The following is a 26377-nucleotide window of genomic DNA, read 5'->3' as shown; positions in this document are numbered from 1 at the left end:
CCGTCGACGCGAAGGTCGACGACGGCGGCTTCTCGGCCGGCCGGGTCGCCGACGGGCTCGGCGACGGGGTGGGGTCCTTCGAGTCCGGCGAACCGCTAAGAGGACGGTCTAGCTGTCGCCTCGGTGTCCGTCGCGGACCACCGCTAACCCGCCGACCCGGGTCGTGATGCCCGCCGGCCCGCGTCGGGCCGAAGCGAGCACGCTGNCCGGTCGACCGAGGCTGTCGCCNTGCTCCACCTCGATCGCGACCGTCTGTGCCCCTGTCGTGTCGAGCAGGTGGGCGGCCAGGCAGCCGGTGCTGTTGGCGTTGGCGACGTCAGCCGGTGCCGTCCTGCACCGGATAGTGGATGATGACCGCACCGCCGGTGGCGTAGTTGGCGACATCGGCGGCTACCCGCTGGCCTTGCGGCGACGCCCGCGCCGCGGCCATGGCGGCGGCGTCAGCGAAGTCGCCCTCGAAGACCGCGAAATACGGCGCTTCTCCCGTGGTCNCCGCCACGTCGAAGCTGTAGCGCCACGCAAGCAGGCCGGGCCAATTCATGACCAGTGGAAGGTGGTTGGTCACGTAGTAGTCGCGGAAGTGGTCAGGGTCGGCGGGCTTGGAATACAGGACCACCAACTTATGCATGACGACCTCCGTCCAGATCAGGGTCGGCGGGCCGCGTGAGTGCGATGTCCAGGACCGCGGTCAGTTGAATCGTCATATGCGCAGGTTAGGGCTTGGCGTGCGGTCGAGGGAAATACCGGTACGGGATAGGCTCAGAACGGATCGCTATCAATCGGCAGGGAGGGCACGTGGCGCCGGATACGGTGAGCCTGCGGTACTTCCTGGTGCTGGCGCAGGAGTTGAACTTCACCCGCGCGGCCGCACGGATCGGTATCGCACAGCCCGCGCTCAGCGCCCGGATGCGCCGATTGGAGGCGGAACTCGGTACGGCCCTGCTGGTCCGCAACACGCGTAGCGTCGTCTTGACCACGGCCGGCGCGGCTTTGGCGGAGTCCGCGCCGCCCGCGCTGGCGGCGCTGGATCGGGCATGGGACACCGTCCGGAGCGCGGCGGCCGGTGAACTGGGCACGCTGCGCATCGGATACAGCCTCAGCGCCGGGGCCGAGACGGCACCGGCCCTGGTGGACAGGCTGATTCGCGGCAACAGCGGACTCGAGGTCGGCGCGGTCCCGATGGCGACACCGGAGATCTCCCCCGCGGTCGCCGACGGCCGCATCGATGCCGGGATCACCCGCGGTGAACAGCCGGGCCGTGGCGTGCGCCGGTACCTGCTGCGGCGTGAGCGGATCGGCGTCCAATTGGCGCAGCACCATCCGCTGGCCGAACACCCGGAGATCGAGATCGCCGCCGCGGCCGCGTATCCGCTGCGACTCCCCGACCGTGCGGCCAACCCCGTGATCCACGACCAGCTGGCCGCGTTGTTCCGCGATACCCGGCCACATCCCCGATTCCACACGCCCACAGTCGCTTTCGACATGTCACAGCGCGACCTGCGCGACGGGCTCACCCTCGCCCCGGCCGGCGAGGCCGCCGTCACGGCACCACCGCCCGGCATCACCTGGCGACCGCTGCACGGCGCACCCAGCCTGACGATCCACCTGGTCCTTCCGCGCGAACAGTCGCCACTACACCGCCGCGTCCGTGCCGTCGCCAAGACCCTGGCGCACGAGCTGCACTGGCTGTCGGACTGACGGGCAGCAGGTCATGCCAGGCGAACTTCCGCGGTGGCGAGACCGAAGACCTTGCGGCACTCCCACGCCCCGCACTCTCCGCAGGTCGTCATCACCTTCCCAGCTTCACCCTCTGGGCGGGACTGCGGCACCTTCGCCTGGGCCTCGATCAGGGCGGCGTTGGCCGTGGCGATGGTGTCCGCGCGCAGGTAGTAGCAGGTAGTACTGGTCTACGTGGACCAGCCGGGAGCGGGTCAGGGCTTCGCGGCCCGGGCTGACCCCTGGGGTCATGATGTAGCGCACCGTGCACATCTGTAGCGCGAAGCCCAGTTGGTGGTACTGCGTACGGCGCAGCGCGATCAGATCGCGGTCCACGTCGTCCAGGAAGAAGAAGCGCTCCAACTCCGGGCGCGTCGGCTCCTCCGACGAACTTCCCGTACGCCTCGGCCTGGTCATCCGTCGGAAATTCCACCGGCAGGCGGCGGAGCCAACCACCCGCCGCTACAGACCATGGATCTTTGGCCGAAGGGCCCCAGGAAGCAGACCACCCGGGCTGGAAGTTCACCGCCCACTACTCAAGATCGTTCTCAGCGCCAGCCGCTGTACCGATGTTCCCCAAGCCCGGAACAGCACGTTGTCGGCCTTGATGTCACGGTGCAGCACCCCGCGGGCGTGCGCGTGAGACAGCGCCGCAGCAACCGCCAACCCCACCGCACACGCCTCCGGCTGGGTCATGTCCCGGCGGCGCCGCGTGAGGGTGCCGCCGGTTCTGTGGCAACCCGCAACAGCTTGATTGGCCGCGAACCGGAGCTGCTCCGGTGTCCGAGATGCGTTGTGCACGCTTCCGGGCCTCAGACCGTGCAGGACGCACCGCAATCGATCTCACGGGGTGCTTCGCCGGTGAAGGCGCGGGGGCGCGGGCGGCGAGGGAGCGCGGGCGCGACGCCTGACGGGGGGCCGCTCCCTAGAGTGGGGGCATGGCGGTACACCTCACCCGGATCTACACCCGCACCGGGGATGACGGCACGACGGCGCTGGGCGACATGTCCCGGGTGGCGAAGACGGATCCGCGGCTGGCCGCCTACGCGGACGTCGACGAGGCGAACGCGGCGATCGGCGTGGCGCTCGCCCTCGGAGGGCTGGCCGACGACGTGCGGGCGGTGCTCGGGCAGGTCCAGAACGACCTGTTCGACGTCGGCGCGGACCTGTGCACGCCGGTCGTGGCCGAGCCGGCCTATCCCCCGCTGCGGATCACCGCGGCGTACGTCGACCGGCTGGAGGAGGCGTGTGACCGCTTCAACGCCGACCTGCCGAAGCTCGACTCGTTCATCCTGCCCGGTGGCACGCCGGGCGCGGCCCTGCTGCACACCGCCCGCACCGTGGCCCGCCGCGCCGAGCGCTCCGTCTGGGCCCTGCTCGACGCCGAGCCCGAGCGCACCGGCCCGCTGGCCGCCAAGTACCTCAACCGCCTGTCGGACCTGCTGTTCATCCTCGCCCGGGTGGCAAACCCGCAGGGGGACGTGCTGTGGCGCCCGGGCGCGCACGCCTGACCAGCGTCCCCGGCGGAGTCCTGCACATACCGGAGGGTCGACGACAGTCCAGTCAACCCAATTTTGGCTTCCTCCTCCTCGTGAACGAGGGGGACTCCCGGTGGGGATCATGCCGCCTTCCCGGGTGGTTGACGCTTCACCGTCCCCGGCAACCCGGAGATCTCCACGTCCATGGACGACAGTCCAGCCGCCCTGATGTTCAGACTTGCGTTGGTATCCGCGTTCCCCGACCAGCCACACGACGTGCACAGGAATGTTGCCTGGTCGGGGCGGGACACCCGGTCGACGACCCCGCAGACGTGACAGCGCTGCGACGTGTACGGCGCCGGAACCCTCACCAGCACCCCACCCACGCGGGCCGTCTTGTAGGCGAGATGCGCGCCGACGCGTCCCCATGCGGCGTTCAGAACCGACCGGTTCAGCCCGGCTTTCTGCCNCACCTTCCGCCCGGGGGTCTCGACGGTACCCCGGGCCGAGCGGGTCATGGTCCCGACGCGCAGGTCCTCGATGACGACCAGCCCGAACTCCCGGCTGATCCCGGTTGTCACCTTGTGTGCCCAGTCGTCGCGGCGGCGTTTGGTTCTCGCGCGCACCCTGGCGATCTGGTCGTAGGTTCTGGTCAGCCGGTTCGACGTCGGGGCGCCCCGCGGCCGGGCCCGGCGCTGCCGGGCCGCTTTGCGTTCCAGGCGGAGCAGACGGCGTGCCTCGCCCGCCGAGAGCAGAACAGGCAGGTCCCGGAACGTCCCATCCGACAGGGCCAGTGTTCGGGTCACCCCACGGTCGACTCCGACCGGCGGTCCGCCGTGGGGTTCCGGTTGCACGTCGGGGGTTTCGAGGCGGAACACCACATGCCAGCCGTGGGCCTCACGGACCAGNCGGGCACCCGTCAGCCGGCCCGGCACCCCACGGGACACCCCGGGAAGCGGCCGGGTCCACCGGAACCGCACCCGACCGGCACCCGGCACCGACAGGACACCCCACCGGCGGCTCACACGGGCCACGTTCAGCCCGCGCGCCTGCGNAACATCCACCGCCAGGCGGNCACGCCGCCGGGACTTGAAACGCGGNGGACGAGCCAACCCCGAATAGCAGCGTTTCCACGCGGTCTGATACTGCTTCAACACCTGCTGGCCTGCCTGCGCAGGCAGCACGGAAAGCCACTCGAAGCCTTCCGGTAGATTCTTCCGCGCTTCCCGCATCTGCCGATCAACCTCGGCCACGGCGAGCATGGGACGGCGATGCTCGCGGCACGTCGTGTGCCATTCGTGTAGCAGATTCCACAACCCCCGCGCCGCATGACCCTGCCCGTCCAGTTTCCCTGCCTGACCCGAATCCGGGTACAGACGGGCGACGTGAACCGACCGGGGCATGGCTGTAATTCTACCCGAATACACGGCGATTCACCTCCCGACTAAAGGCGGAAGCCCTCTCGCCGAAGCCTGGTAGCGATCAGCGTCGAGACGGCCCGGTCGCGGTCGAGCTGGCCGGTCTTCGTCGGTGGAATCCCCGGGCGGCTCCCCAGGCGGCATCAGTCCGGTGCGTCTGATCCGCTGCCGGCTTCCACCAGCCATCCAAGATCATTTATGTTGCTCCCGTTTCGTCAACAACGTTGATTATCTTGTGTACGACGGGCCTTCACCGGACCGAGTCCGGCGGGGGCCGGCCGTGCTCCAGCAGCAGCGGGAGGAGGAGGTCGACGAGCTCGGTGCAGGCCGCGACGGTCTCCGCGTCGCTGGTGGTGTCCGTCTCGAGACCATGAGCCAGCGCCTTCAGGGTGATCGCGCCGTAGAGGCACTCGATGACACGGGCCCGGGTGATCGGGTTGATGGGTTCGCCGCGCTCGGCGGCCCGGGTGAGCACCACGCCTGCGGCTCGGCGATGGCGTTCGGCCACATCGATGGTGACCTGGGGGGCGGCGCGGCTGGCCACGGCCTCGACCGCGAGGCGCAGCGTCGCGAACCCCACGGGGTCGAGCAGGAATCGCAGCATGTTCGTACTCAGGGCGATCAGGTCGTCGCGCAGTGATCCGGTGTCGACGTCCTCGATCGCGCGGGACCGCGCCAGGACGCTGTCGACGAGGAGCGTGTCGCGGTCGGGCCAGCGCAGGTAGACCGTGGACTTGCCGACCCCGGCGCGCCGGGCGACGGCGTCGATGGTGAAGCCGGTCGCGCCGCGTTCGAGGTACTCGTCGATGGCGGCGTCGAGGATGCGCCGCTCGGCGTCGGCCTTGCGAGGCCGGCCGGGGGATCGTCGCGCGGCCGTCGCGCCGTCACCCATGGATCTCCTCTCCGCCGCGTCCGCGAGCTGATCCTCACCGTAGCGGCGAGCAGCGGGGCCTGCGGAGCCGAACTCCGCGCAAGGATTTACGGACGACTTTGTCCGATTCCTTGACACGTGACGACCACCACAGTTCACTAAGGTCACTCAGTCACCTCACTGTTCAGCCCCGAGCGGCGCACCTCCGAGCGGCCCGCCTCCCATCCGCCCGCCTCTGATCCGCCCGCCTCCGATCCGCCCATCCACTCCGTCGTGCGCGCGAGAACGTCCCGAGGAGCCCCATGCCAGACATCGACCGCACCCCACCGAGGGTCCATCTCCGCATCAACGGTGAGAAGCGTGCGTCCGGATCGGGCGNCACCTACGGTCACGTCAACCCGGCCACCGGCGAGGTCGACGCGCAGATTCCGTTGGCGGACAAAGACGAGATCGACCTCGCCGTCACCGCGGCGCACGAGGCGTTCCAGACCTGGAAGCGGACCCCGCCCGCCCAGCGCCGCGCCCTGCTCCACCGGCTCGCGGACCTGATCGAGGCCCACGCGGACGAGTTCGCCCGGCTCGGGGCGCTCGACAACGGCACGCCGCTGTCCGTCGGAGCGGCCTTCCCGGTGCTCTCGGCGGAGTGGACCCGTTACTACGCCGGCTGGGCCGACAAGATCCACGGCGACCTGACCGGCAACCCCGTCCAGGACTCCGAGCTCGGTTACACCCTCGCCCAGCCGTACGGCGTCATCGGGATCATCATCACCTGGAACGGCCCGCTCATCTCGCTGGCCATGAAGATCCCGGCCGCGGTCGCGGCCGGGAACACCGTGGTGGTCAAGCCCTCCGAGCTCACCCCGTTCAGCGGGGAACTGTTCATGGACCTCGTCGAGCAGGCCGGGTTCCCGCCCGGGGTCGTCAACGTCCTGCCCGGCACCGCCGAGGNGGGCGCCCAGCTCGTCTCCCACCCGCTGGTCCGGAAGGTCACCTTCACCGGTGGCCCGGCCACGGCGACCAGGATCCTCGAGGCGTGCGCGCCCAGCATGAAGCCCGCCGTCCTCGAACTCGGCGGCAAGTCCGCCAACATCGTCTTCGATGACGCCGACCTCGACGTGGCCTGCCAGCTCGGGACGACGTTCTCCCTGATCGCGCTCTCCGGCCAGGGCTGCGCCTTCGCGACCCGGATGATCGTCCACGAGGACGTGTACGACGAGGTCGTCGCGCGAGCGAAGCTGATCGCGCAGAACATCCCGGTCGGTGACCCGTTCGATCCCGCCNTGGCCTCCGGTCCGGTCGTCAACCAGGCGGCCGTCGAGCGGATCCTCGGGATGATCGAGCGGGCCTCCGAGCAGGGCGCGACCCTGCTGACCGGCGGGAGCCGGATCGACCGGGCCGGCTTCTACCTCCAGCCGACGGTCTTCACCGACGTCGACCCGGACTCCGAGCTCGCCCAGACCGAGGTCTTCGGACCGGTGCTGACGATCTTCCGGTTCCGGACCGAGCAGGAGGCGGTCGCCCTGGCCAACGGCACCCGGTACGCGCTGTCCTCCTACGTCCAGACCAGGGATCTGCAGCGGGCGCTGCGGGTCGCCGCCGAACTCGACGCCGGCGAGACGCTCATCAACGGCGCGACGAACCTCAAGGTCGGCCGGCCGTTCGGGGGGTTCGGGCTCTCCGGGGTCGGCAAGGAGGGCGGCCGCGAGGGAATCGAGGAGTTCCTCCGCATCCGCAGCGTCGGCATCGCCGTCTGACCGCACCGGCCGACCTCACCGGCACCGGCTTCTCGGCGGCCCTGGCCGCTCAGCGGCCCTGGCCGCTCAGCGGCCCTGGCCGCTCAGCGGCACCGGCTTCTCATCGGCTCGCGAGACAGGACAGGAACAATGACCGGAAAGCTCGAAGGGCGCGTCGCGTTCATCACCGGCGCCGCCCGTGGCCAGGGCCGCGCGCACGCCGTTCGCCTCGCCCGGGACGGCGTCGACATCATCGGCGTCGACATCTGTGCGGACATCCCGTCGATGAACTACCCGTGCGGCACCTGGGCCGAGCTTCAGCAGACCGCCGACCTGGTCGAGAAGGAAGGCCGCCGGGCGGTCATCGGCAAGGCCGACGTCCGTGACCAGCCTGCGCTTCGGGCCGTCTTCGACGAGGGATACGCCGCGTTCGGCCGGGTCGACATCATCCTGGCCAACGCCGGCATCCTGCGGGTCGGCGACAGCGTCGACCCGCAGCGCGAGTGGCAGGACACCATCGACATCCTGCTCACCGGCACGTTCAACACCGTCCAGGTGGCCCTGCCGCGGTTGCGGGCGGGTGGGCGCGGTGGCTCGATCGTCATCACCTCCTCGAGCGCGGGGCTGAAGGGCACCGCCAGCGAGGAGCCGAGTGCCCAGGCCTACACGGCGGCCAAGCGGGGCCTCGTCGGCTACATGCAGGTGCTGGCCACCCAGTACGCCGCCGAGATGATCAGGGTCAACACCATCCACCCGACCGGTGTCGTCTCGGGCATGACGATGAACGCCGCGATGCAGGCGGCGATGGCGAAGGCGGACAGCAACGTCTCCGCGATGCAGAACGCCCTGCCCATCCCCATTCTGCAGCCCGAGGACATCGCGGGCGCCGTCGCCTACCTGGTCTCCGACGAGGCGACGTTCATCACCGGGACCCAGTGGGCCCTCGACGCCGGCTTCACCGTCCGCTGACAGCCCGGGACAGCCGACAGCCCGGGACAGCCGACAGCCCGGGACAGCCGACAGCCCGGGACAGCCGACGGCCCCGGACAGCCGACGGCCCGGGATAGCTGAGGAGAATCTGCGATGACAACGCCCACCACCGAGGTCACCGACCACCGACTCGTGGGAGTCGGCGCGGTCGGCGAAGCAGGCGACCGTTTCGACGCGCTGCGTGCCTTACACCGCGTCGTGCGGGTGACCGAACCCGCCCTGTCGTACTGGATGGTGCTGGACCACGATCTCGTCCGCGAATGCCTGCAGAATCCGGCGGTCTTCTCCAGCGAGGTCATCACCCCGCTCAGCCCGGACCCGCCGTTCGCAATGATTCCCATCCAGCTCGATCCGCCGGAGCACACGCAGTGGCGGCGGCTGCTGGCACAGTACTTCTCCCCGCGCACCATGGGGTTGCTGCGGCCGCGTCTGGAGGAGCGCACCGCCGAGCTCGTGGCGGCGATCCGCGCCAGGGGCGAATGCGACTACGTCGAGGATTTCGCGCTGGAGCTGCCGACGGTGGTCTTCCTCGAGCTCATGGGGCTGCCGATCGACGAGTTGCCGACCTTCCTGGAGTGGGAGAAGCAGGCGCTCGCCCCGACCGACGAAGGCGTCTTCGACCCGGACCGGCAGATCGGCGGGATCTTCTCGGTCGTCGGGNACTTCCAGGCCGAGATCGCTCGTCGGCGGGAGAGCGGCGAGCGGGGCGAGGGACTGCTCGGCGCGATGCTCGGCTGGGAGCTCGACGGCGCGCCGGCTCCCGACGACGCGCTGGTCAACTGCTGCCTGCTGCTCTTCCTCGCGGGGCTCGACACCGTGGCGATGAGCCTGTCCTTCGCGATGCACCACCTCGCCACGCATGAGGCCGACCGGCGTTATGTCGCCGGGCTGGCCGCCGCCGGCGAGCCGATCGACGGCGTCGTCGAGGAGCTGCTGNGGTTCTACGCCGTGCCCGAGATCGGCCGGAAGGTGACCCAGGACATCGAGGTCGGCGGCCAGCAGCTACGGGCCGGTGACCTCGTGCTCTTCCCGCTGGTCTCCGCGAACCGGGACGAGGCGCTCGTCGCCGGCGCGGACGCCCTCGACCTCACCTCGCGACAGCCCGCCCCGCACCTGGCGTTCGGCGCGGGCCCCCACCGGTGCCTGGGCTCACACCTCGCCCGGATCGAGATGACCGTCGCGCTCGCCGGCTGGCACCGCGTCATCCCGGACTACGCCCTGCGCGACGGCGCCACGCCCCGGGCGTACTGGGGCAATGTCCACGGCATCTTCTCCCTGCCCCTGGCGGGATTCGGATCCCGGCCCGGGCGAAAGGACGACCGATGAGAATCGTGGTCGACACCGGGCGCTGCTCGGGCCACGCCCGCTGCAACGCCACCGCCGACGATCTCTTCCCCCTCGACGACCTGGGCTACGTCGCCGTGACCGACCCGGAGGTTCCGGCGGGCCAGGAGAAGCGCGCCCGCGACGCCGTCGCCGCCTGCCCGGAGCGGGCGCTGAGCCTCGTCGACGAGTGAGTGCCCGCGGTCGTGCTGTACGTGATCGTGGGAGGTCGAACCGGCGGGCGCTGAAGTCGCGGGAGTCCCGCCGGGCGCCCGGCGGGCCGACCCGGCCGGCAGGCCCTCGACCGGGTGGGTCCCTGCACGCGTCAACGTCGTCGTCGAAGGTGTGGAAACCTGCATCTGTGACGGATGCGAACAAGGTGATCAATCTGGCGGCGCTGTCCGGCTGGCTGGACGAGCACGTCCCGAGCCTGGGCGACGGGCCGCTGGAGACGGCCCTGGTCTCGGGCGGGTCGACCAACCTGATCCTGAGCCTCGACCGGGGCGGCCGGAAGGCGATCTTCCGCAGCCCGCCGCTCGAGGGCAGCCCGCAGGGTGCGCGCACGATCCAGCGCGAGGCCACCGTCCTGCGCGCGCTGACCGGGACCGACGTCCCGAGCCCGGAGTTCCTCGGCTTCTGCGCGGATGACTCCCTGCTCGGGGTCAGCTTCTACGTCATGGAGCTGGTCGACGGCTGGGCGGCCACCATCACCGCCGAGAACGAGACGATCTGGCCGGCGGGTTTCGACGGCGGCCCCGACCAGCACTACATCTGCTGGGCGATGACCGACGGGCTGGTCGCGCTGGCCAACCTCGACTACGAGGCGGTCGGGCTGGGCGGCTTCGGCCGGCCCGAGGGATTCCTCGAGCGCCAGCCGGACCGGTGGCTGGGCCAGGTCGACGGCTACCGCCGGCGCTACCCGAAGTACGAGCCGCGCGACCTGCCCGGGCTACGGTACGTGGCGGACTGGCTGCGGGACAACGTCCCGGCGGGCTCGCGTCCCGCGCTCATCCACGCCGACTACGCGCCGAACAACGCGCTGTTCCACCACCGGCCGCCGGCCCGACTCGCCGCGATCATCGACTGGGAGACCGCGACCATCGGCGATCCCCTGCTCGACCTCGCCGCGTTCGCGAACAACCTCGTCACCGCCGAGGAGGACGACGGCGCCATGCGGTACTTCACGCCGGGGCGTTTCCCGCACCGCGACGACGTCATCGCCTACTACGGCGAGCAGACCGGCCGCGACGTCTCGACGATCGGCTACTACTCGGTCCTGTCCAAGTGGCGCGCGGCCTGCATGATCGAGTACAAGGTCGCCGAGTCGCTCCAGGGCCTGTCACCGAAGGCCAAGGGTGACCGCTTCGACGCGATCGTCCGCCGCCTGCTGCTCGACTCCGAGGCACTCGCCCGCTCCCTGACCTGACGGCCGAGCCCCAGTGCGGGCAGGCCACCCCATGAGCCGAACCAGGCCCGCTGGTTGTGCCGTGGCCGCGGGCCGACGGGAGCCAGGTCTGCCCCTCCGGCACGCAGGCAGCAGTGGTCAGGATCGGGTGGATGCGACGAGCAGCTCGTCGGTGGCCTGGCGGAGATGGCGGCGGGCAGCGGGGTCGTAGGCCTGGGCGAGAGCGCGGGCCTCACGTTGGCCGCCGAAGTAGCGGCCGGTGCCCGAGGTGGCTGCGGGGCCGGTGATCAGGTTCAGGGTGGCGTCGCCGCCCTCGGTGACGGTGCTGCTCACGGGGGAGCCGGCCTGGCGGACCATCGTGGTGTCCATGAAGGTCGCGGGGTGCAGGGCGTCGACGGTGACGCCGGTGCCGGCCAGCTGTTCGGCCAGGTCGAACGTTCCCATGATTTGGGCGATCTTGCTGCGGCGGTAGGCGCGAATGNCGCAGTAGTCCCGAGTGGTAAGCAGGTCGGCGAAGTCGAGGGGTTCCTGCCCGGCGGAGGCGACGTTGACGATCCTCGCCGGGGCGGAGCGGGTCAGCAGCGGCAGCAGCAGGCGGGTCAGCCGGTAGCCGGCCAGGTAGTTGACGGCGAAGCGCAGCTCGATGCCGTCGGCACTGGTCTCGCGGACGGCGCCCGGCGTGCCGAACCCGACCCCGGCGTTGTTGACCAGCACGTCGAGCCGGTCGGTGTGCCGTTCGACGGCGGCGGCGAGGCCGTCGACCTCGCCCAGATCCGCGAGGTCGGCGAGCAGCACCTCGGGCCGCGGCCCGCCGGCCGCGCGGATGCGGCCGGCCACCCGCTCGGCGCGGTCGGCGTCGCGGCCGTGCACCAGCACCCGCCAGCCCGCGCCGCCCAGCCGTTCGGCCAGGTGGGCGCCCAGCCCGTCGGTCGCCCCGGTGATGAGGACCGTGCCCTCGTCCACGTGCGTTCTCCTCTCGCCTGTCCTGGCAGGGACCGTGCCCGACAGCGGGGCCGTTCCTGTCGAAGCGGCCCTGCTCCTCAACCGGCCATGCTCCTCAACCGGGTAGGAACCCGTCGACCGCGGCGGCTCTTCCCGTGACGGCTCTTCCCGCGACGGATCCGAGCGGTTGGATGAGACGGGTAGGAACGTTCGGTACGGGCATAGGCACCTTCAGCGACCGCGGCGCGCCACCGGCTCGCGGCGGCGCGGGATCGCGGCCGCCGGTCCCCCGATGCCATGCCCGTAGCGGAGTCGGGGCTGGACCGCATCACGATGCTCAGAGGGCACGACGCCCAGAGGAGAGGTCGCCCATCATGACCACGACCGTGGAGCACGGGAACATCACCGGGACGAAGGACGCCCAGTACGACCTGCTGTGGTTCACCGAGATCTGCCTGAACAACGCGCTGCGGCTGGAGACCTACGCCGCCGACGCCGAGCGCGACGGGGACCGGGAGCTGCACGACCTGTTCCGCCGGGCGCAGACCGAGAGCCGCAAGGGCGCCGAGCAGGGCAAGCAGCTCCTGCGCAACCGGTTGTAGACCACCGGCGGCGTCACGGGGCGTCGGCGACGTCACGGGACGTCGGCGGCGTCACGGCGCGCCGGGCGGGACGAAGGGCAGGCCGGGCGGGGCTCCCCCGTCGAGCAGGCGGCGCAGTGCGGCGGTGTCGAGATGGTCGGCGACCAGATCGCCGAGGACGTCGAGGCGGCGGCTGCGCACGTCGGCGAAGCGGGTGCGGGCCGCAACGAACGCCCGCCCGGCCGCACCGGCGACGTCAGCGAGGTAGGCGCGGCGGAACTCGTCGTTCTCCAGCAGGCCGTGCCAGCTCGTACCGGCGACCGCGCCGACCCGCACGCCGTCGGCGGCGAACGGCTCGGCCCGGGGATGGCCGGCGACGGTGAGCCGGCCGTGGCGGATCTCGTAGCCGGTCACCGGCCGGCCGTCCGCGTCGGTCGCCGCGCGGCGGCCGAGCAGCTTCGACGCCTCGAAGGTGGTCGTCACCGGCAGCAGGCCGAGGCCGGCGACCTCCCCCGCACCCGACTCGACGTCGTCGTGGATGCGCCGGCCCAGCATCTGGTAGCCGCCGCAGATGCCCAGCACAGGCCGGCCGGCGGCGGCGCGGGCGGCGACGGCGTCGGCGAGGCCGCGGCGGCGCAGCCAGCGCAGGTCCTCCACCGTCGAGCGGGTGCCGGGCAGCACCACCAGGTCGGCGTCGGCCAGCTCAGCCGGACCGGTGACCAGCCGCACCACGACGCCGGGCTCGGCGCGCAGCGCGTCGAGGTCGGTGACGTTCGACAGCCGGGGCAGCCGGACCACGGCCACCCGCAGGCTCTCCCGCCGCACACCCTCCCCCGCCGATCCATCCTCCCCCGCTGGCTCGGCGTCGGGGTCGGCGTCGGCGTCGGCGTCGGCGTCGGCGTCGGGGTAGGAGGCCAGGTCGAGGGAGTCCTCGACGTCGAGCCAGAGCCCGGAGCGGAACGGGACGACGCCGTGCACGGGCCGGCCGGTCAGCGCCTCGATCTGGCGCAGCCCGGGTTCGAGCAGCCGGGCGTCGCCGCGGAACCGGTTGATCACCCAGCCGGCGACGAGAGCCTGATCGGCGCGGTCGAGCAGCGCCAGCGTGCCGAACAGGGCGGCGAAGACCCCGCCCTTGTCGATGTCGCCGACGACGATCACCGGCAGGTTCGCGGCGCGGGCCAGGCCCATGTTCGCGATGTCGGTGGACCGCAGGTTGATCTCCGCCGGCGATCCGGCGCCCTCGCAGATCACCGCGTCGAACCGGCCGCGCAGGTCGTCGAGGCAGTCCAGGACGATCTTCGCCAGCCGTTCCTTGTACGGGCGGTAGCCGAGCGCGTCGACCTCGGCGACGGGGCGGCCCAGCACGATGAGCTGACTGTGGCGGTCGCCGCCCGGCTTGAGCAGCACCGGGTTCATCGCCGCCTCCGGCTCCACCCCGGCCGCCGCGGCCTGCATCGCCTGCGCCCGGCCGATCTCCGCGCCGTCCGCGGTGACGGTGGAGTTCAGCGCCATGTTCTGTGCCTTGAACGGCGCGACGCGCACGCCCTCCCGGGCCAGCCACCGGCAGATGCCGGCGGTCAGCACGCTCTTGCCGGCGTCCGACGCCGTCCCGGCGACCAGCAGTCCCCCGCTCACCGACGTGGCCCCCCTTCGACCCCGACGCGGCGCACCCGGCGCAGGCCGCTGGCCAGCAGCGCGCCCGCCGCGCCGCCGACCAGCGCCGTCACCGCGAGGCACAGCACGCTGACCGCGCCGGACAGCCGGGCGGCGGCGGCGACGTCGGCGCCCCGCGGCGGGCGGCCGAACCCCAGCTCGGGCCGATGCTCGACCCGGTACGGGTAACGCAGCTCCCCGCCGAGGCGCAGGCCCAGCGCCCCGGCGAACGCGGCCTCGGCCATCCCGGCGTTCGGGCTGGGATGCGATCGGCCGTCGCGGCGCATCACCCAGAACGCATCGGCGGCGCTGCCCCCGACAACCGGCGCGCACACGCAGGCCGCCAGCGCGCACAGCCGGGCCGGCAGCAGGTTCACCAGGTCGTCGAGGCGGGCCGCCGCCCAGCCGAACCGTTCGTAGCGGTCGCTGTGATGGCCGATCATCGCGTCGAGGGTGTTCACCACCCGGTAGCCGACCAGCCCCGGCAACCCGGCTACCGTCCCCCACCACAGCGGCGCGACCACGGCGTCGCAGGTGTTCTCGGCGATCGACTCGATGGCGCCGCGAGCGATCCCGGCCTCGTCGAGCAGCGACGGATCCCGTCCGCACAACGTCGGCAGCCGCGCCCGGGCGGCGGCCAGGTCGCCGGCGAGCAGCTCGGCACCGAGCCGACGGCCCTGCCGGCGCAACGACGCCCCGCCGAGCACCACCCAGGTCCCCGCGGCGGTCATCGCGACCGCTGCGCTGCCACGCTCCCAACGGCCAACACGCTCCCCGCCGCCGGACCGGTCCTCCACGGTGGACCGCGCCGGCACCGCCCGGGGACGTCCCCACGCGTGCTCGACCGCGGCGGCCGGAACGGCGACGGCGGCCAGCAGCAGGGCGGTGTGCAGCACGCCGGCGGCGCGGCCGTCCCGGTAGTCCAGCCGTTCCAGCCGGACGGCGGCCCGCCCGAAGCCGGCGACCGGGTGCAGCCGCGTCGGATCGGCGAGCAGCGCGTCGAGGGCCGCGCCGAGCACCAGCCCACCGGCGCGCGCCGCCGCGCGCCGCCCTGCCGTACCACCCACCGACACCGCCCCGGACACCGACACCGCCCCGGACACCGGCACCGGCACCGGCACCGGCTCAGACACTGGTCGCGTAGGCGACGACGCCGCGGCGCAGCGCGTCCATCGCAGAGCGGGCGGTGCGGCGCACCCGGGAGTCGTCGGGGGCCACCTTGGCGATCTGGTCGAGCAGGTCGAGCAGTTGGCGCATCCACCGGACGAAGTCGCCGGCGGTCAGCTCCAGCCCGCTGTCGGTGAGGACCCGTTCCANCGGCCGGCCCACCGCCCAGTCGTGGGCGGCGGGGACGAAGCCGAGCTCGGGCGGGCGCAGGAACGCCAGGCGGTGGCCCTGCTCGGTCGCGGCGAGCCGGAACGCCAGGCGGCCCATCTCGTCCAGGCAGTCGCGTAGCGCCGCGCCGCCGGGCAGCGCCGGGACGCCCACGTCGTCGCCGCGCGGCTCGAAGACCAGGCTGGACACGGCGGCGGCGAGCGCCGGCGCGGTCAGGTCCTCCCAGATGCCGGCGCGCAGGCACTCGGAGACGAGCAGGTCCTGCTCGGAGTAGATGCGCGCCAGCACCCGGCCGGCGTCGGTGACCGTGTCGCCGTCGAGGTAGCCGAGCTCCGTCAGCGCCGCGCGGACCCGGTCGAACGTCTTCGCGACCGTGTTCGTGCGGCCCTCGACCTTTCGCGAGATCGCCGCGGTCTCCTTGGCGAGCCGGTTGACCTGCTCGGCCGAGCGTAGATGCTCCTCGCGGCGCGGGCAGTCGTGCACCGGGTGGGCGCGCAGGGCCCGGCGCAGCCGGGCGAGCTCGGCGTCGTCCGCGGCCGCGGAGCGCGCCTTGGCCCGCCGGCTGGGCGGACCGTCGGGGTCGACGTCCGCGGCCCGCAGCGAGGAGGCCAGATCCCGGCGGGACTGCGGCGAGNGCGGGTTGAACGACCGCGGCACCCGGACCCGTCCGAGCGGCTCCACCGCGACCGGGAAGTCGACCAGCGACAGCCGCCGCACCTGCTTGTCCGCGGTCAGCACGACGGGCCGGGGCCCCTCGGCGCCGACCGCGCCCGCATCGGCGTCGAGGACGACGGCGAGCCCGCTGCGCCGCCCGGCGGGCACCCGCACGATGTCACCGGTGCGCAGCCGACCCAGCGCCGCCGCCGACTCGGCGCGTCGGCGCGCCGAACCCTCCCGGGACAGCGCCGCCTCCCGCTCGCGGATGTCGCGGCGGATCCGGTCGTACTCGGCGGCGTCCCCGCGGTCACAGCTCACCTGCGCGCGCATCTCGTCGATCGCCTCGGTGTTGCGCGCCACCACCCGCGCCAGACCCACCACGTCCCGGTCGGCCTGGAACTGCGCGAACGACGATTCGAGGACGGTGCGGGCCCGATCGGCGCCGAGCCGGCCGACGAGGTTGACCGCCATGTTGTAGGAGGGGCGGAACGACGAGCGCAGCGGATAGGTGCGGGTGGACGCGAGNCCGGCCAGCGCCAGCGGGTCCAGCCCCGGCTGCCACAGCACGACGGCGTGGCCCTCGACGTCGATGCCGCGGCGACCGGCGCGGCCGGTGAGCTGCGTGTACTCCCCCGGGGTGATGTCGACGCGGCTCTCGCCGTTGAACTTCGTCAGCCGTTCCAGGACGACGGTGCGCGCCGGCATGTTGATGCCGAGCGCCAGGGTCTCGGTGGCGAACACGACCCGGACCAGCCCCTGGACGAACAGCTCCTCGACGATCTCCTTGAACGTGGGCAGCATCCCGGCGTGGTGGGAGGCGATGCCCCGCTCCAGGCCCTCCAGCCAGGCCCAGTAGCCGAGGACGCCGAGATCGGAGTCGGGGATCCCGACGGTGCGCTCGCGGACGATCGTCCGGATGCGCTGCTGCTCGGCCGGCCCGACCAGGCGCAGCCCGGAACGCACGCAGGAGGTGACCGCGTCGTCGCAGCCGGCCCGGCTGAACACGAACACGATCGCGGGCAGCAGGCCGTCCCGGTCGAGGCGTTCGACGACCTCCGGCCGGCCCGGCACCCACATCCGCCGACGCGGGCCGCCGGGGCCGCCGGGGCCGCCGCGGCCCCGGCCGTAGCCGCCGGGCATCGCCCGGTTCTCCTCCCGGGCGAGCCGGACCAGGTCCGGGTTGACCACCCGGCCGCCCACCTTGGCCGTCGCGCCGCGGGCCGGGCCGTCGCCGCCGACGCGTGCCGCGGGCACCGTCTGCGACGGGGCCCGAGTGCCGTCGGCAGCGCGCCCCCGCCCGTCGCGGCGCCGGCCGCGTTCCCCACCGCGGCCCCGGTCCCCGGACCGCCCGCCCGCGCCGGCCGGAACCGCGGGGACGGACCCGGAAGCGGGCGGGACCGTGCGGGCAGACCCGGCGGCGGGCGGGACCGTGCGGGCGGACCCGGCGGCGGGCGGGGCCCCCCAGCCGGGCCGGGCGAGCTCCTCCTCGGACACCGCCCGGGCGAGTGCCGCCCCGGCGGACGGCGCCGGCGCGCCGGAACCGTCCTCGAGGAACAGGTCGTGCAGGGTGCGGTCGGCGAGGACGTGCTGCCACAGCGGCACGGGCCGGTGGTCGCTGACGATGACGCGGGTGTGCCCGCGGACGGTGACGAGCCACTCGCCGAACTCCTCGGCGTTGCTCACCGTCGCCGACAGCGACACCAGCCGGACGTGCGCCGGCAGGTGGATGATGACCTCCTCCCAGACGGCGCCCCGCTGGCGGTCGGCGAGGTAGTGCACCTCGTCCATGACCACGTAGGCGAGGGTGTCGAGGCCGCCNCCGCCGACCGGGCCGGCGTAGAGCATGTTGCGCAGCACCTCGGTCGTCATGACGACGACCGGCGCGGAGCCGTTGCGAGAGGTGTCGCCGGTCAGCAGGCCGACCTTGTCGGCGCCGTAACGGGCGACAAGATCGGTGTACTTCTGGTTGGACAACGCCTTGATCGGCGTCGTGTAGAAGCAGCGCGTTCCCGTGCTCAGGGCGAGGTGGGCGGCGAACTCGCCGACGACCGTCTTGCCCGCTCCCGTGGGCGCCGCGACCAGGACCCCTTCACCGGCCGCCAGCGCCGAGAGCGCCTCGAGCTGGAACGGGTCGAACCCGAAGGGGAGGCTGGCAGCGAACTCCACGAGAGCCTCAGGCGTGGAGGACACAGTGCCACCCTACGGGACGCNGCGCCCCCGCACCGACCGCCACGGCAGGTGGGAGCGGGGCACGTCAGGTGATGTCGAGGTCAGGTGATGTCGAGGTGCGACGGATCGCCGCCGGGGGCCGCGGAGCCGGTCCCCGCGCCGACCGGCGACGCCGGGGTCGCCTCGGCCGGCCGGGCGGCGCCGGGCGCGCGGGGCGGGGCGTCGTCGTAGTCCAGCGGCGAGGTCTCGTCGTCGCCGAGGTCGGCGTACGGGGAGTCGTCGCCGCGGCGGGCCTTGCGCCGATCGTTGATCCAGCCGACGATCAGCGCGACCTCGTAGAGGATCACCATCGGCAGACCCAGCGCCAGCATGGTGAACGGATCCTGGCTGGGCGTGACGACGGCGGCGAAGACGAACACGAGGAAGATCTCGGCGCGCCGCCAGGACCGCAGCCGGGCGGTGGTGACGACACCGGCCAGGTTCAGCATGGTGACGAGCAGCGGAATCTCGAACGACAGCCCGAAGATCAACAGCATCGCCTGGACATAGCTGAGGTACCTGTTGCCGTCGAGGACGCTGACCAGGCCGTTGCCGCCGAACCCGAGCAGCAGGCTCAGCCCCGTGGACAGGGTCAGGTAGGCGAAGACGGCGCCGGTGGCGAACAGGATCAGCGAGATCCCGACGAACGTGAGCGACCAGCGCCGCTCGTGCCGGTGCAGACCAGGGGTGATGAACNACCAGAGCTGGTAGAGCCACACCGGGGAGGACACCACCGCCGCGGCGATCATCGAGATCTTCAGCCGGATGGTGAACGCGTCGAGGATGCCGAAGAAGTACAGCGTGCAGTTGGTCGACGCCGCGCCGTCGGGGCTGAAACGCTTACTGGCCGGNAGGTCGCAGTAGGGCGCCTTGAGCCAGTTGAAGATGTGCGGTTCGAAGATGAAGCACACGACCGCGGCGATCGCGAACCCCAGGAGCGCGATCGCGATCCGGTTCCGCAACTCACGAAGGTGTTCCGTGAGGGGCATCCGGCTGTCCTCGACCGTGCGGGTCCGCCGCTGGTGCACCGAGGCGAAGAGCCTGCGCGGCGTGGGGATCCCTGGCACGTCGGCGTCTCCTGGTCAAGGGGGCAGGGTCGAGGGTCAGGCAGCCTCGAGGGTCAGGCAGCGTCAGGGGGTCGAGGGGTCAGGTCGAGGCCGCGAGGGACCGCCGACGGCGACCGGCATCCACCGGCCGGACGCTGCGGCGCCCGGCCGGGACGTGGGGTCAGCGCCGGTCCGCCGCCGGGGCGGAGCCGTTCACGGACGCGCTGGACTGGGCCGCCTGGGCGGGGGCCGCAGCCGGGGCCTCGATCGGCAGCGGGGCCGGCTGAGCGGCCGGGGCCGGGTGCTCGTCGTCGCGCAGGCCCTTGGTTTCGGCCTTGAAGATGCGCAGCGAGCGGCCGAAGGAACGCGCCGCGTCGGGGAGCTTCTTCGATCCGAACAGCACCAGCACGACGAGGGCGATGATGATGATCTCGGTGGTGCCCAGGTTTGGCATGGTCTGCGTCCTCCGATGAGCGGTACCGGCCCGGTCCCACGACCGGTGCGATCGATGCTACGTCCGCCAGCCTAGGAGGCGATAGAAGGCATACGGGTATCTCGGAGATGACGGCTGCGCAACGAAGCGGGTCTGCCGGACGAATTGTAGCTGTTCCGGAACGCTTCGCACGCGAGAATCCACACCACCACCGCCCGATGTTTCCCACAGTCATCACGAAAGCGCGCCGCGTCGACCACAATGTGACCCTNCGTTACGAAACCGAATCCCCCGATCGCTCCTCGCGGATCACGATGGATCACGATGGGACCACACCCGAGCTGCCCGCTCGCGCCCCGCATCCGGCCCGGTCGGGCCGATCAGGAGGTGCGCTCGGCGAGCCGGGCCGTGACCTCGGCATGGTTCAGCCGGGCGGAGAGCTCCGCGGTGTCGGCGGCAAGACCGGACACCCGCGTCGACAGCTCGCCGAGAGCCCGGCGCACGCCGCGCACCTTCTGCCACACCCGCCAGGCGCACAGGGCGAGCAGGACGAGCCCGCCGAGGATGAGCACGAGGTAGACGAGCGTCCAGAGCATGCCGGTCACCCTACCGTTCGCCGCCGGCGCCGCCGGCGGGGGCGTCGAGCCCGTAGGCGGCCAGCGCCCGACGCGCCAGGGCGTGCACCTGGGCGGCGAGCCCCGGCGGTTCGACGACCCGCACGTCGGCGCCGAGGCCGAGCACGAGCCGGTGCAGCCAGGACGTCTCCCGCGCGTGGAGGGTGACCTCCAGGCGACCGCCGGGCAGCTCCCGCACCCCCGTGACCGGGTAGTAGTCGGCGACCCAGCGGGCCGGCGAGGCGAGTTCGAGGACGACCCGGACGTCGGCCGGGCCGGGACGGTAGATCCCCTCGCTGGTGTCGCGGGACACCGCGCCCGGCGGCGGGGCGGCCGGAACGTCGAGCACCTCGACCCCGCCCGGCCCGTCGATGCGGTCCAGCCGGAACAACCGCACCGCCTCCGCCCGGTGGCACCAGCCCTCCAGGTACCAGTGGCCCTCCCGGACCAGCACCCGCATCGGGTCCACGTCACGCTCGGTCAACTCGTCGCGGGACCATACGAGGTAGCGCAGGTGCACCCGGCGACGTTGCCGTACCGCCCGCTGCACCGCGGCGAGCACCTCGGCGTGGGTGTCGAGGCTGACGCGCACCTGGCCGGCGACGCTGCCCGCCGCACCGACCGCCTTCTCCAACTTCTCCAGCGCCCGATCGAGGGCCTCCCGGCCGGCGAGCCCCGGCACATCGGCGAGCGCGCGGGCGGCGACGACCAACGCCGTGGCCTCGTCCACGGACAGGCGCAACGGCCGGTCAAGCGTCTGCGGATCGGCGACGGTGATCCGGTCGCCGGAGTAGCTCAGGTCGATGAGGTCGCCCGGCGCCCCGCCGGGCAGTCCGCACACGAACAGCAGGTCCAGGTCATCGCGTAGCTGCCGCGGCGTGATGCCGAAGGCCTCCGCGGCGGCCGGCAGCGGGATGCCGGGATGCGCCCGCAGCCAGGGGACGAGGGCGAGCAGCCGGCTCAACCGGTCGGTCGCGGCGCTCATCGCTCATCGCCCGCCGGGAACCGCGGCGGCCTCGCGCGCGCCGGCGGTGCCCGCGGCCGCCGCCCGCAGCCGGGCGACCACGGCGGCGCGCAGCTCCGGCGGCCCCAGCACGATCACGTCCGGCCCCGACCCGACGATCCAGCGGGCAAAGCGCTCGGTGTCGGCGAACTCCCGCTCCACCAGGTCCATGTCCGCCGGCACGACCGGCCGCCGCCCCGCCTCGGCCGGCCGACATCCCACCTCGGCCGGCGGGCCGGTGAGCAGGTCCGGCGGCAGCTCGGTCGGCGGGCAGGCGGCGTGGACGGGGCGGGCGCCGCGGCGCAGCGCGTGGCCGGTGCCGCGGCGCACGGCGAGCGTCGCGGTGCGCACCCGGTCCGGCGGGGCCTGGGTGGAGACCATGGCGTGCAGGTCGACGTCCGGCGGGACGCGCACGGCCCCGCCGGGTCCGACCGGCCGCACGGGCCCGGCGAACCGGGACAGCCGGAACACCCGCGGGGCGCCGCGGGTGACGTCGTGGCCCGCCAGGTACCAGCGGCCCCGCCAGGACAGCACGCCCCACGGCTCGACGTGCCGCTCGGCGACGTCGGTCTCGCCGACCTTGCGGTAGGGAAAGCGGATCGCCCGGCCGGCCTGCACCGCGGCGAGGCACGGTTCGAACGCGGGATCCGTCGCGTCGACCCGCGGCTCGAAGCCGTCCAGAGTGTCGAGGCCGGCGAGAGTGTCGAGGCCGGTAAGGGGGTCGAGGCCGCCGTCGCCGACCGCGGCGCTGCCGGCGGCCAGCTTGCGCAGGGCGCTCGCCGCCGGCCCGGCCAGCGCCGTCGTCGACCACAGCGACCCGGCCAGCGCCAGCGCGGCGGCCTCGTCCGGCGCCAGGGCGATGTCGGGCAGGGCGTAGTCGCCGCGGCGGATCCGGTAGCCGACCTCGTCGCTGAACGCCGAGTCCGCCCCGGTCTCCAACGGGATGCCGATCTCGCGCAGGTAGGCCTTGTCGCGCTCGAACATCCGCCGGAAGGCCTCCTGCTCCTCCCCGGTGACGCCGGGCTCGTAGCCCTCCACCAGCTCACCGAGCTGGGACACGGTGAGAAAGCGCGATGTCGCCATCAGGCACATCGTCAGGTTCAGCAGGCGCTCCACCCGTCGCCGGGACACATCGTCACACGGTAGTCGACCTGCAACGCCGGGCCGGCACCGCCCCCACCACGACCCGTTGTCCCACCGCCGGAGGACGGACGCCCGGATCCGAGCGANGGTCGGGACGGGCCGGGATCGATCCGGGCGCGTGGCCAGGCGTTGCGGTGCGTTGTGCACGATCCCAGGGCTCAGACCGGACACAACGCACCGCAGCCGGCCCCGCTCGGGTTCGGACGATCTCGGCTAGGGCTGGACGGTCGCCCCGCCCGCGCCGGCACCGCCGGCACCGCCGCCGCCCTGGACGGCGAGCAGGTCGACCACGAAGACCAGGGTGTCGTCGGCGAGGATGGTCGGCGGCTGGCCGCCCGCCGGCCCGTAGCCGAGGTCGGGCGGGATGACGATCTGCCGGCGGCCGCCGACGCGCATCCCGTCGATGCCGCGCCCGAAGCCGGCGATCGTGCTGTCCAGCGGGAAGGTGGCGGTCTGCCCGCTGCCCCAGGTGGTGTCGAACTCCTTGCCGTTGCGCCACAGCACGCCGGAGTACTGGACGACGACGGTGCTGGCGGCCGAGGCGCGCGTCCCGTGGCCGGTGACGAGGTCGTCGGTGACCAGCGTGGTCGGCGGGGTGCCCGACCCCGCCGCGGACAGCGGCTTACGGGTCAGGTCGGTGGCGTTCTGCACCGCGGGCAGGCGGGGCCCGGCGGTCACGGTCGGCGCCGGCGCGGCGCCCGTGCCGTCGGGGGCGTCCGAGGCGGAGCAGCCCGCAAGGACCGGGACGACCAGCACTGCGGGCAGCACCACGCCGGCGAGCAGGCGGCGACGGCTCGCGGCTCGCGTGAGCGGGGCGACCACGCGCAGGGCGGTCAGGGCAGTCAGGGCGGCGCGGGCACGCCGCGGAGCGGACATCACAGGGAGCGGGTCCTCACATGCTGGCGATGAGCTTGTCGACCCGGTCGTCGACGGAGCGGAACGGGTCCTTGCACAGGACCGTACGCTGCGCCTGATCGTTGAGCTTGAGGTGGACCCAGTCGACCGTGAAGTCGCGCCNCTTCTCCTGGGCCCGCTTGATGAACTCGCCGCGCAGCCGGGCGCGGGTGGTCTGTGGCGGCCGCGACTTGGCCTCGAACACGTCGAGGTCGCGGGTCACCCGCTCGACGAGCCCCGCCCGCTCCATTCGGTAGTACAGCCCGCGATCGCGGTGGATGTCGTGGTACTTCAGGTCGAGCTCGGCGACCCGCGGCGAGGCCAGCGACAGGCCGTGCTTGTGCCGGAACCGCTCGATGAGCACGTACTTCGTCACCCAGTCGATCTCCCGGGCGACGAGCTCGAGGTCGTCGGTCTCGATCGCGAGCAGCGTGCGGCCCCACAGGTCGAGCACCCGCTTGGCGACCTCGTCGCCGCCCCGGCGCTCGACGAACTCGACGGCCTTCGAGTAGTACTCCCGCTGGATGTCCAGCGCGCTGACCTCGCGGCCGTTCGCCAGTTTGATCTTCCGCTGGCAGGTCATGTCGTGGCTGACCTCGCGGATCGCCCGGATCGGGTTCTCCAGCGTCATGTCGCGCAGCATGACGCCGGCCTCGATCATGCGCAGCACCAGATCGGTGGAGCCGAGCTTGAGCAGCATCGTCGTCTCGCTCATGTTCGAGTCGCCGACGATGACGTGCAGGCGGCGGNAACGCTCGGCGTCCGCGTGCGGCTCGTCCCGGGTGTTGATGATCGGGCGGGACCGGGTGGTCGCCGACGACACCGACTCCCAGATGTGCTCGGCGCGCTGGGAGATGCAGTAGACCGCGCCGCGCGGGGTCTGCAACACCTTGCCGGCCCCGCAGAGGATCTGCCGGCTGNCCAGGAACGGCACCAGCACGTCGGCGAGCTTGGAGAACTCGCCGTGCCGGCCGACGAGGTAGTTCTCGTGGCAGCCGTAGCTGTTGCCGGCGGAGTCGGTGTTGTTCTTGAACAGATGGATGTCGCCGGCGATGCCCTCCTCCCGCAGCCGCCGTTCGGCCTCGACGAGCAGACCCTCCAGGATCCGCTCGCCGGCCTTGTCATGGGTGACGAGGTCGGGGACGGAGTCGCATTCCGGAGTGGCGTACTCCGGATGGCTCCCGACGTCGAGGTAGAGGCGGGCGCCGTTCTTGAGGAACACGTTGCTGCTGCGTCCCCATGACACGACACGACGGAACAGGTACCGCGCCACCTCGTCCGGGGACAGCCGCCGCTGCCCCCGGAACACGCAGGTGACGCCGTACTCGTTCTCCAGTCCGAAGATGCGGCGATCCACGTCTGTGACCCTATGCTCGGATGCCACCCTGGCGTGGCCAGACGCTCGGGCTCGAGGTCACCGGGATTCCGATCCGCCCGCCGTCGCACCCCCCGCGGGACCTCCCCCACGCCCTGGTGGCGGGTCGCCAGGGCGGGTCGGGGGCACCAGCCGGACGCCTCCGCCCGACGGTTCGATCGGCACTGTGCGCTCCAGCGGCGAGCGCCACGTCGGCAGGGGCGCCGCGACCGCAGCCGGTGGGCCACCGGGCGTGCTTCCCGCGCGCGCCGCCGGTGCCTGGTCCACCACCGCCCCACCGGGCAGCGCAGGGCCGCCGGGGAGCGCAGGGCCGTCGGCCGCTTCCTGGAGCGCCCACGCCTCGTCCGCTGTGGTCGCGCCGGCTCGTGCGGGCACCGCCGCCGCCACCCCCGGGCCCGCCACCCCCGGGCCCGCCGCGCCCGAGCCCGAACCGGCCGTGGCGCCTGCGCCTGCGCCTGCGCCTGCCGGGATCGTGGCCCCGCCCGCCGGCACCGTGCCCGTCGTAGGTGTGCCGGCCGGGGCGATGCCGGCCCCCTGTCGTTGGGCCCCCTGGCCCGACCGGGGGGTCCCCCGGGCACCCGGGTACAACGACGGGGCGGCGCCGCGCTCCCCCACGAAGGCCAGCCAGAGGCCGACGACCAGCCAGACGGCCAGCACGACCACCGGTCGGCCACCAGCCGCGCCCTCGAAGTAGCTGGTGGAGCGCAGCAGGGTCGCCCCCGCTCCGGGCGGCGCGAACTGGCCGATGTCCCCCCACGGGCGGGGCAGCATCTCCGGCGCGGACTGCACCGCCGACAGCGCGGCGCCCGCGACCGTCACCAGGACGGCGCCGACCAGGNCCGGCGTCCCGGCCACCGCGCCGACCCCCACGATCGGCCCCGCGACCGCCAGGGCCAGCAGGGTCAGCACCGCCATCGTCGTCAGGAAGGAACCCGGCAGGACGTCCAGCGCGCCCTGCAGCGCCACCGTCCCGGCGAACCCGGAGAGCACCGCGAGTACCGCGATGCCGGCCAGCCGGACCGCGCGGGAGCGGACCAGCCGGGTCAGCAGCACTCCCGCGGCGGCGATGACGAGCACGAGCGGCAGGTATCCGGCGGCCAGTCCCCCGCCGGCCAGATCCCGGGACGCGTTCGCGACCACGTCGACGACCGGGATCTCCAGACCGGGCATGAACACCCGGATGCCCCGGGTGATCGCCTCGGTTACCGCGGGACTGGCCGCCGAGGCGACCCGCAGCGTCAGTCCGTCGTTGCCGATGACGATCGCGGCGTAGGCGTCGCGGTCGCGCAGAGCCTGGTCGGCCGCGGCGACGGTCGGCACGGTGTGCACGGTCAGCGCGCCGGGTTCGACCCGGCTGATCTGGTCGGCGAGCGCGGTCGCCGCGGGCGCCGGACCCACGGTGAGGATCGGCAGGTCCCGTGGCCGCAGGCTGGTCACCGACGTCCCGTAGAGCCAGACGAGAATCCCCATCAGCACGGCCATCCCGACCGTGATGGCACCGGCCCGCCGCACAGCGCGCAGGCCGAGCGGGTCACGGCCGGGACGCTGCTGCGCCGGGG

General features: G+C 72.9%; 22 protein-coding genes and 18 pseudogenes. 10 read left to right on the top strand and 30 right to left on the bottom strand.

Features of this window, described 5'->3' with window-relative positions; genetic code table 11:
* Positions 1-316 precede the first annotated feature (316 nt).
* A pseudogene (locus FF86_RS63605) lies at positions 317-491 on the bottom strand (EthD family reductase); the annotation flags it as partial.
* Between the two features lies 1 nt (position 492).
* A partial coding sequence (locus FF86_RS63600; protein WP_304438104.1) for an EthD family reductase occupies positions 493-628 on the bottom strand: 136 nt, incomplete at its 3' end.
* A gap of 167 nt (positions 629-795) precedes the next feature.
* Here FF86_RS63600 and FF86_RS06935 point away from each other — a divergent pair.
* Positions 796-1698 (top strand): LysR family transcriptional regulator, encoded by a 903-nt coding sequence (locus FF86_RS06935; protein WP_044886699.1) that lies wholly within the window; start codon positions 796-798, stop codon positions 1696-1698.
* Between the two features lie 270 nt (positions 1699-1968).
* Here FF86_RS06935 and FF86_RS65550 read toward each other — a convergent pair.
* Positions 1969-2155: pseudogene (locus tag FF86_RS65550) on the bottom strand (DUF4158 domain-containing protein); the annotation flags it as partial.
* Between the two features lie 134 nt (positions 2156-2289).
* Positions 2290-2442 (bottom strand): annotated as a pseudogene (locus tag FF86_RS65545) (protein kinase); the annotation flags it as partial.
* A gap of 212 nt (positions 2443-2654) precedes the next feature.
* Here FF86_RS65545 and FF86_RS06925 point away from each other — a divergent pair.
* A complete protein-coding gene (locus FF86_RS06925) occupies positions 2655-3227 on the top strand; it encodes a cob(I)yrinic acid a,c-diamide adenosyltransferase (RefSeq protein ID WP_044886700.1) in 573 nt (190 codons plus the stop codon).
* Positions 3228-3334: 107 nt separating this feature from the next.
* Here FF86_RS06925 and FF86_RS65540 read toward each other — a convergent pair.
* The 5 genes and pseudogenes from FF86_RS65540 to FF86_RS06915 form a co-directional block, all read right to left on the bottom strand.
* Positions 3335-3663: pseudogene (locus FF86_RS65540) on the bottom strand (zinc ribbon domain-containing protein); the annotation flags it as partial.
* A gap of 1 nt (position 3664) precedes the next feature.
* Positions 3665-4102: transposase (locus FF86_RS35545; RefSeq protein ID WP_242418312.1), on the bottom strand; the 438-nt coding region annotated here is incomplete at its 3' end.
* A gap of 1 nt (position 4103) precedes the next feature.
* Positions 4104-4248: pseudogene (locus FF86_RS65535) on the bottom strand (RNA-guided endonuclease TnpB family protein); the annotation flags it as partial.
* Between the two features lie 47 nt (positions 4249-4295).
* Positions 4296-4597: pseudogene (locus FF86_RS65530) on the bottom strand (hypothetical protein); the annotation flags it as partial.
* Between the two features lie 265 nt (positions 4598-4862).
* Positions 4863-5504, bottom strand: a complete 642-nt coding sequence (locus FF86_RS06915) for a TetR/AcrR family transcriptional regulator (RefSeq protein WP_044885221.1) — start codon at positions 5502-5504, stop codon at positions 4863-4865.
* Between the two features lie 358 nt (positions 5505-5862).
* On the opposite strand from FF86_RS06915, the pseudogene FF86_RS42195 reads away from it, so the two are divergent.
* From FF86_RS42195 to FF86_RS06890, 7 genes and pseudogenes are all read left to right on the top strand, one after another.
* Positions 5863-6431, top strand: a pseudogene (locus FF86_RS42195) (aldehyde dehydrogenase family protein); the annotation flags it as partial.
* Position 6432: 1 nt separating this feature from the next.
* Positions 6433-6763: pseudogene (locus FF86_RS42190) on the top strand (aldehyde dehydrogenase family protein); the annotation flags it as partial.
* A gap of 1 nt (position 6764) precedes the next feature.
* Positions 6765-7237, top strand: a 473-nt coding sequence (locus FF86_RS42185) for an aldehyde dehydrogenase (RefSeq protein WP_242418311.1), incomplete at its 5' end; no start/stop codon positions are given.
* 129 nt (positions 7238-7366) lie between these two features.
* Entirely contained in the window at positions 7367-8185 is an 819-nt protein-coding gene (locus tag FF86_RS06905) for a mycofactocin-coupled SDR family oxidoreductase (protein ID WP_044885219.1), read from the top strand.
* A 958-nt stretch (positions 8186-9143) separates the two neighbouring features.
* On the top strand, positions 9144-9532 hold a 389-nt coding region (locus FF86_RS42180; RefSeq protein WP_255355723.1), incomplete at its 5' end, for a cytochrome P450.
* Positions 9529-9723: a ferredoxin gene (locus FF86_RS06895; protein ID WP_044885217.1), complete on the top strand. Its 195-nt coding sequence runs from the start codon at positions 9529-9531 to the stop codon at positions 9721-9723. The genes FF86_RS42180 and FF86_RS06895, both read left to right, overlap by 4 nt.
* A 185-nt stretch (positions 9724-9908) precedes the next feature.
* Complete coding sequence (locus FF86_RS06890) at positions 9909-10955, top strand: phosphotransferase family protein (protein ID WP_242418310.1); 1047 nt, start codon at positions 9909-9911, stop codon at positions 10953-10955.
* 117 nt (positions 10956-11072) lie between these two features.
* Here FF86_RS06890 and FF86_RS42175 read toward each other — a convergent pair.
* Positions 11073-11415, bottom strand: a pseudogene (locus tag FF86_RS42175) (3-oxoacyl-ACP reductase); the annotation flags it as partial.
* A 1-nt stretch (position 11416) separates the two neighbouring features.
* On the bottom strand, positions 11417-11897 hold a 481-nt coding region (locus FF86_RS42170; RefSeq protein ID WP_242418309.1), incomplete at its 3' end, for an SDR family NAD(P)-dependent oxidoreductase.
* A gap of 353 nt (positions 11898-12250) precedes the next feature.
* Here FF86_RS42170 and FF86_RS06880 point away from each other — a divergent pair.
* Complete coding sequence (locus FF86_RS06880; protein WP_044885214.1) at positions 12251-12478, top strand: hypothetical protein; 228 nt, start codon at positions 12251-12253, stop codon at positions 12476-12478.
* Between the two features lie 51 nt (positions 12479-12529).
* On the opposite strand, the gene FF86_RS06875 is transcribed toward FF86_RS06880, so the two are convergent.
* From FF86_RS06875 to FF86_RS42110, 19 genes and pseudogenes are all read right to left on the bottom strand, one after another.
* Complete coding sequence (locus FF86_RS06875; protein ID WP_055865048.1) at positions 12530-14092, bottom strand: cobyric acid synthase; 1563 nt, start codon at positions 14090-14092, stop codon at positions 12530-12532.
* Positions 14089-15177, bottom strand: a complete 1089-nt coding sequence (locus tag FF86_RS06870; RefSeq protein ID WP_052681080.1) for a cobalamin biosynthesis protein — start codon at positions 15175-15177, stop codon at positions 14089-14091. The genes FF86_RS06875 and FF86_RS06870 overlap by 4 nt, the downstream gene beginning before the upstream one ends.
* A gap of 58 nt (positions 15178-15235) precedes the next feature.
* Positions 15236-15426 (bottom strand): annotated as a pseudogene (locus FF86_RS42165) (hypothetical protein); the annotation flags it as partial.
* A gap of 1 nt (position 15427) precedes the next feature.
* A pseudogene (locus tag FF86_RS42160) lies at positions 15428-16079 on the bottom strand (RNA helicase); the annotation flags it as partial.
* Between the two features lies 1 nt (position 16080).
* Positions 16081-16627 (bottom strand): annotated as a pseudogene (locus FF86_RS42155) (RNA helicase); the annotation flags it as partial.
* A 1-nt stretch (position 16628) separates the two neighbouring features.
* Positions 16629-17920 (bottom strand): annotated as a pseudogene (locus FF86_RS42150) (DEAD/DEAH box helicase); the annotation flags it as partial.
* A gap of 1 nt (position 17921) precedes the next feature.
* The coding region (locus FF86_RS42145; RefSeq protein ID WP_242418308.1) for a DEAD/DEAH box helicase at positions 17922-18292 on the bottom strand (371 nt) is incomplete at its 3' end.
* Between the two features lie 80 nt (positions 18293-18372).
* A pseudogene (locus FF86_RS42140) lies at positions 18373-19006 on the bottom strand (twin-arginine translocase subunit TatC); the annotation flags it as partial.
* 1 nt (position 19007) lies between these two features.
* Positions 19008-19161 (bottom strand): annotated as a pseudogene (locus FF86_RS42135) (twin-arginine translocase subunit TatC); the annotation flags it as partial.
* A gap of 1 nt (position 19162) precedes the next feature.
* The coding region (locus tag FF86_RS42130) for a twin-arginine translocase subunit TatC (protein WP_242418307.1) at positions 19163-19377 on the bottom strand (215 nt) is incomplete at its 3' end.
* Positions 19378-19537: 160 nt separating this feature from the next.
* Positions 19538-19810, bottom strand: a complete 273-nt coding sequence (gene tatA, locus FF86_RS06855; protein WP_044885210.1) for a Sec-independent protein translocase subunit TatA — start codon at positions 19808-19810, stop codon at positions 19538-19540.
* A gap of 359 nt (positions 19811-20169) precedes the next feature.
* Positions 20170-20385, bottom strand: coding sequence for a hypothetical protein (locus FF86_RS06850; RefSeq protein ID WP_044885257.1), 216 nt, complete (start codon positions 20383-20385; stop codon positions 20170-20172).
* A 10-nt stretch (positions 20386-20395) separates the two neighbouring features.
* Positions 20396-21388, bottom strand: a complete 993-nt coding sequence (locus tag FF86_RS06845; protein ID WP_044885209.1) for a YafY family protein — start codon at positions 21386-21388, stop codon at positions 20396-20398.
* A 3-nt stretch (positions 21389-21391) separates the two neighbouring features.
* Positions 21392-22489, bottom strand: coding sequence for a YafY family protein (locus tag FF86_RS06840; protein ID WP_236706107.1), 1098 nt, complete (start codon positions 22487-22489; stop codon positions 21392-21394).
* 273 nt (positions 22490-22762) lie between these two features.
* Positions 22763-23428, bottom strand: a complete 666-nt coding sequence (locus FF86_RS06835; RefSeq protein ID WP_095212048.1) for an FKBP-type peptidyl-prolyl cis-trans isomerase — start codon at positions 23426-23428, stop codon at positions 22763-22765.
* Between the two features lie 13 nt (positions 23429-23441).
* Positions 23442-23566: pseudogene (locus FF86_RS42125) on the bottom strand (hypothetical protein); the annotation flags it as partial.
* A gap of 1 nt (position 23567) precedes the next feature.
* Positions 23568-24192, bottom strand: a pseudogene (locus FF86_RS42120) (proteasome accessory factor PafA2 family protein); the annotation flags it as partial.
* A gap of 1 nt (position 24193) precedes the next feature.
* Positions 24194-24363, bottom strand: a pseudogene (locus FF86_RS42115) (proteasome accessory factor PafA2 family protein); the annotation flags it as partial.
* A 1-nt stretch (position 24364) separates the two neighbouring features.
* Positions 24365-24800, bottom strand: a 436-nt coding sequence (locus FF86_RS42110; protein WP_255355722.1) for a proteasome accessory factor PafA2 family protein, incomplete at its 3' end; no start/stop codon positions are given.
* Between the last annotated feature and the right edge of the window lie 1577 nt (positions 24801-26377).

Origin of the sequence: Frankia sp. CpI1-P (genome assembly GCF_001421075.1) — a bacterium.
GTDB classification, from domain to species: Bacteria; Actinomycetota; Actinomycetes; order Frankiales; family Frankiaceae; genus Frankia; species Frankia torreyi.
Note: the sequence above shows the minus strand (reverse complement) of the source record. Positions and strands in the feature narration are given on the sequence as shown.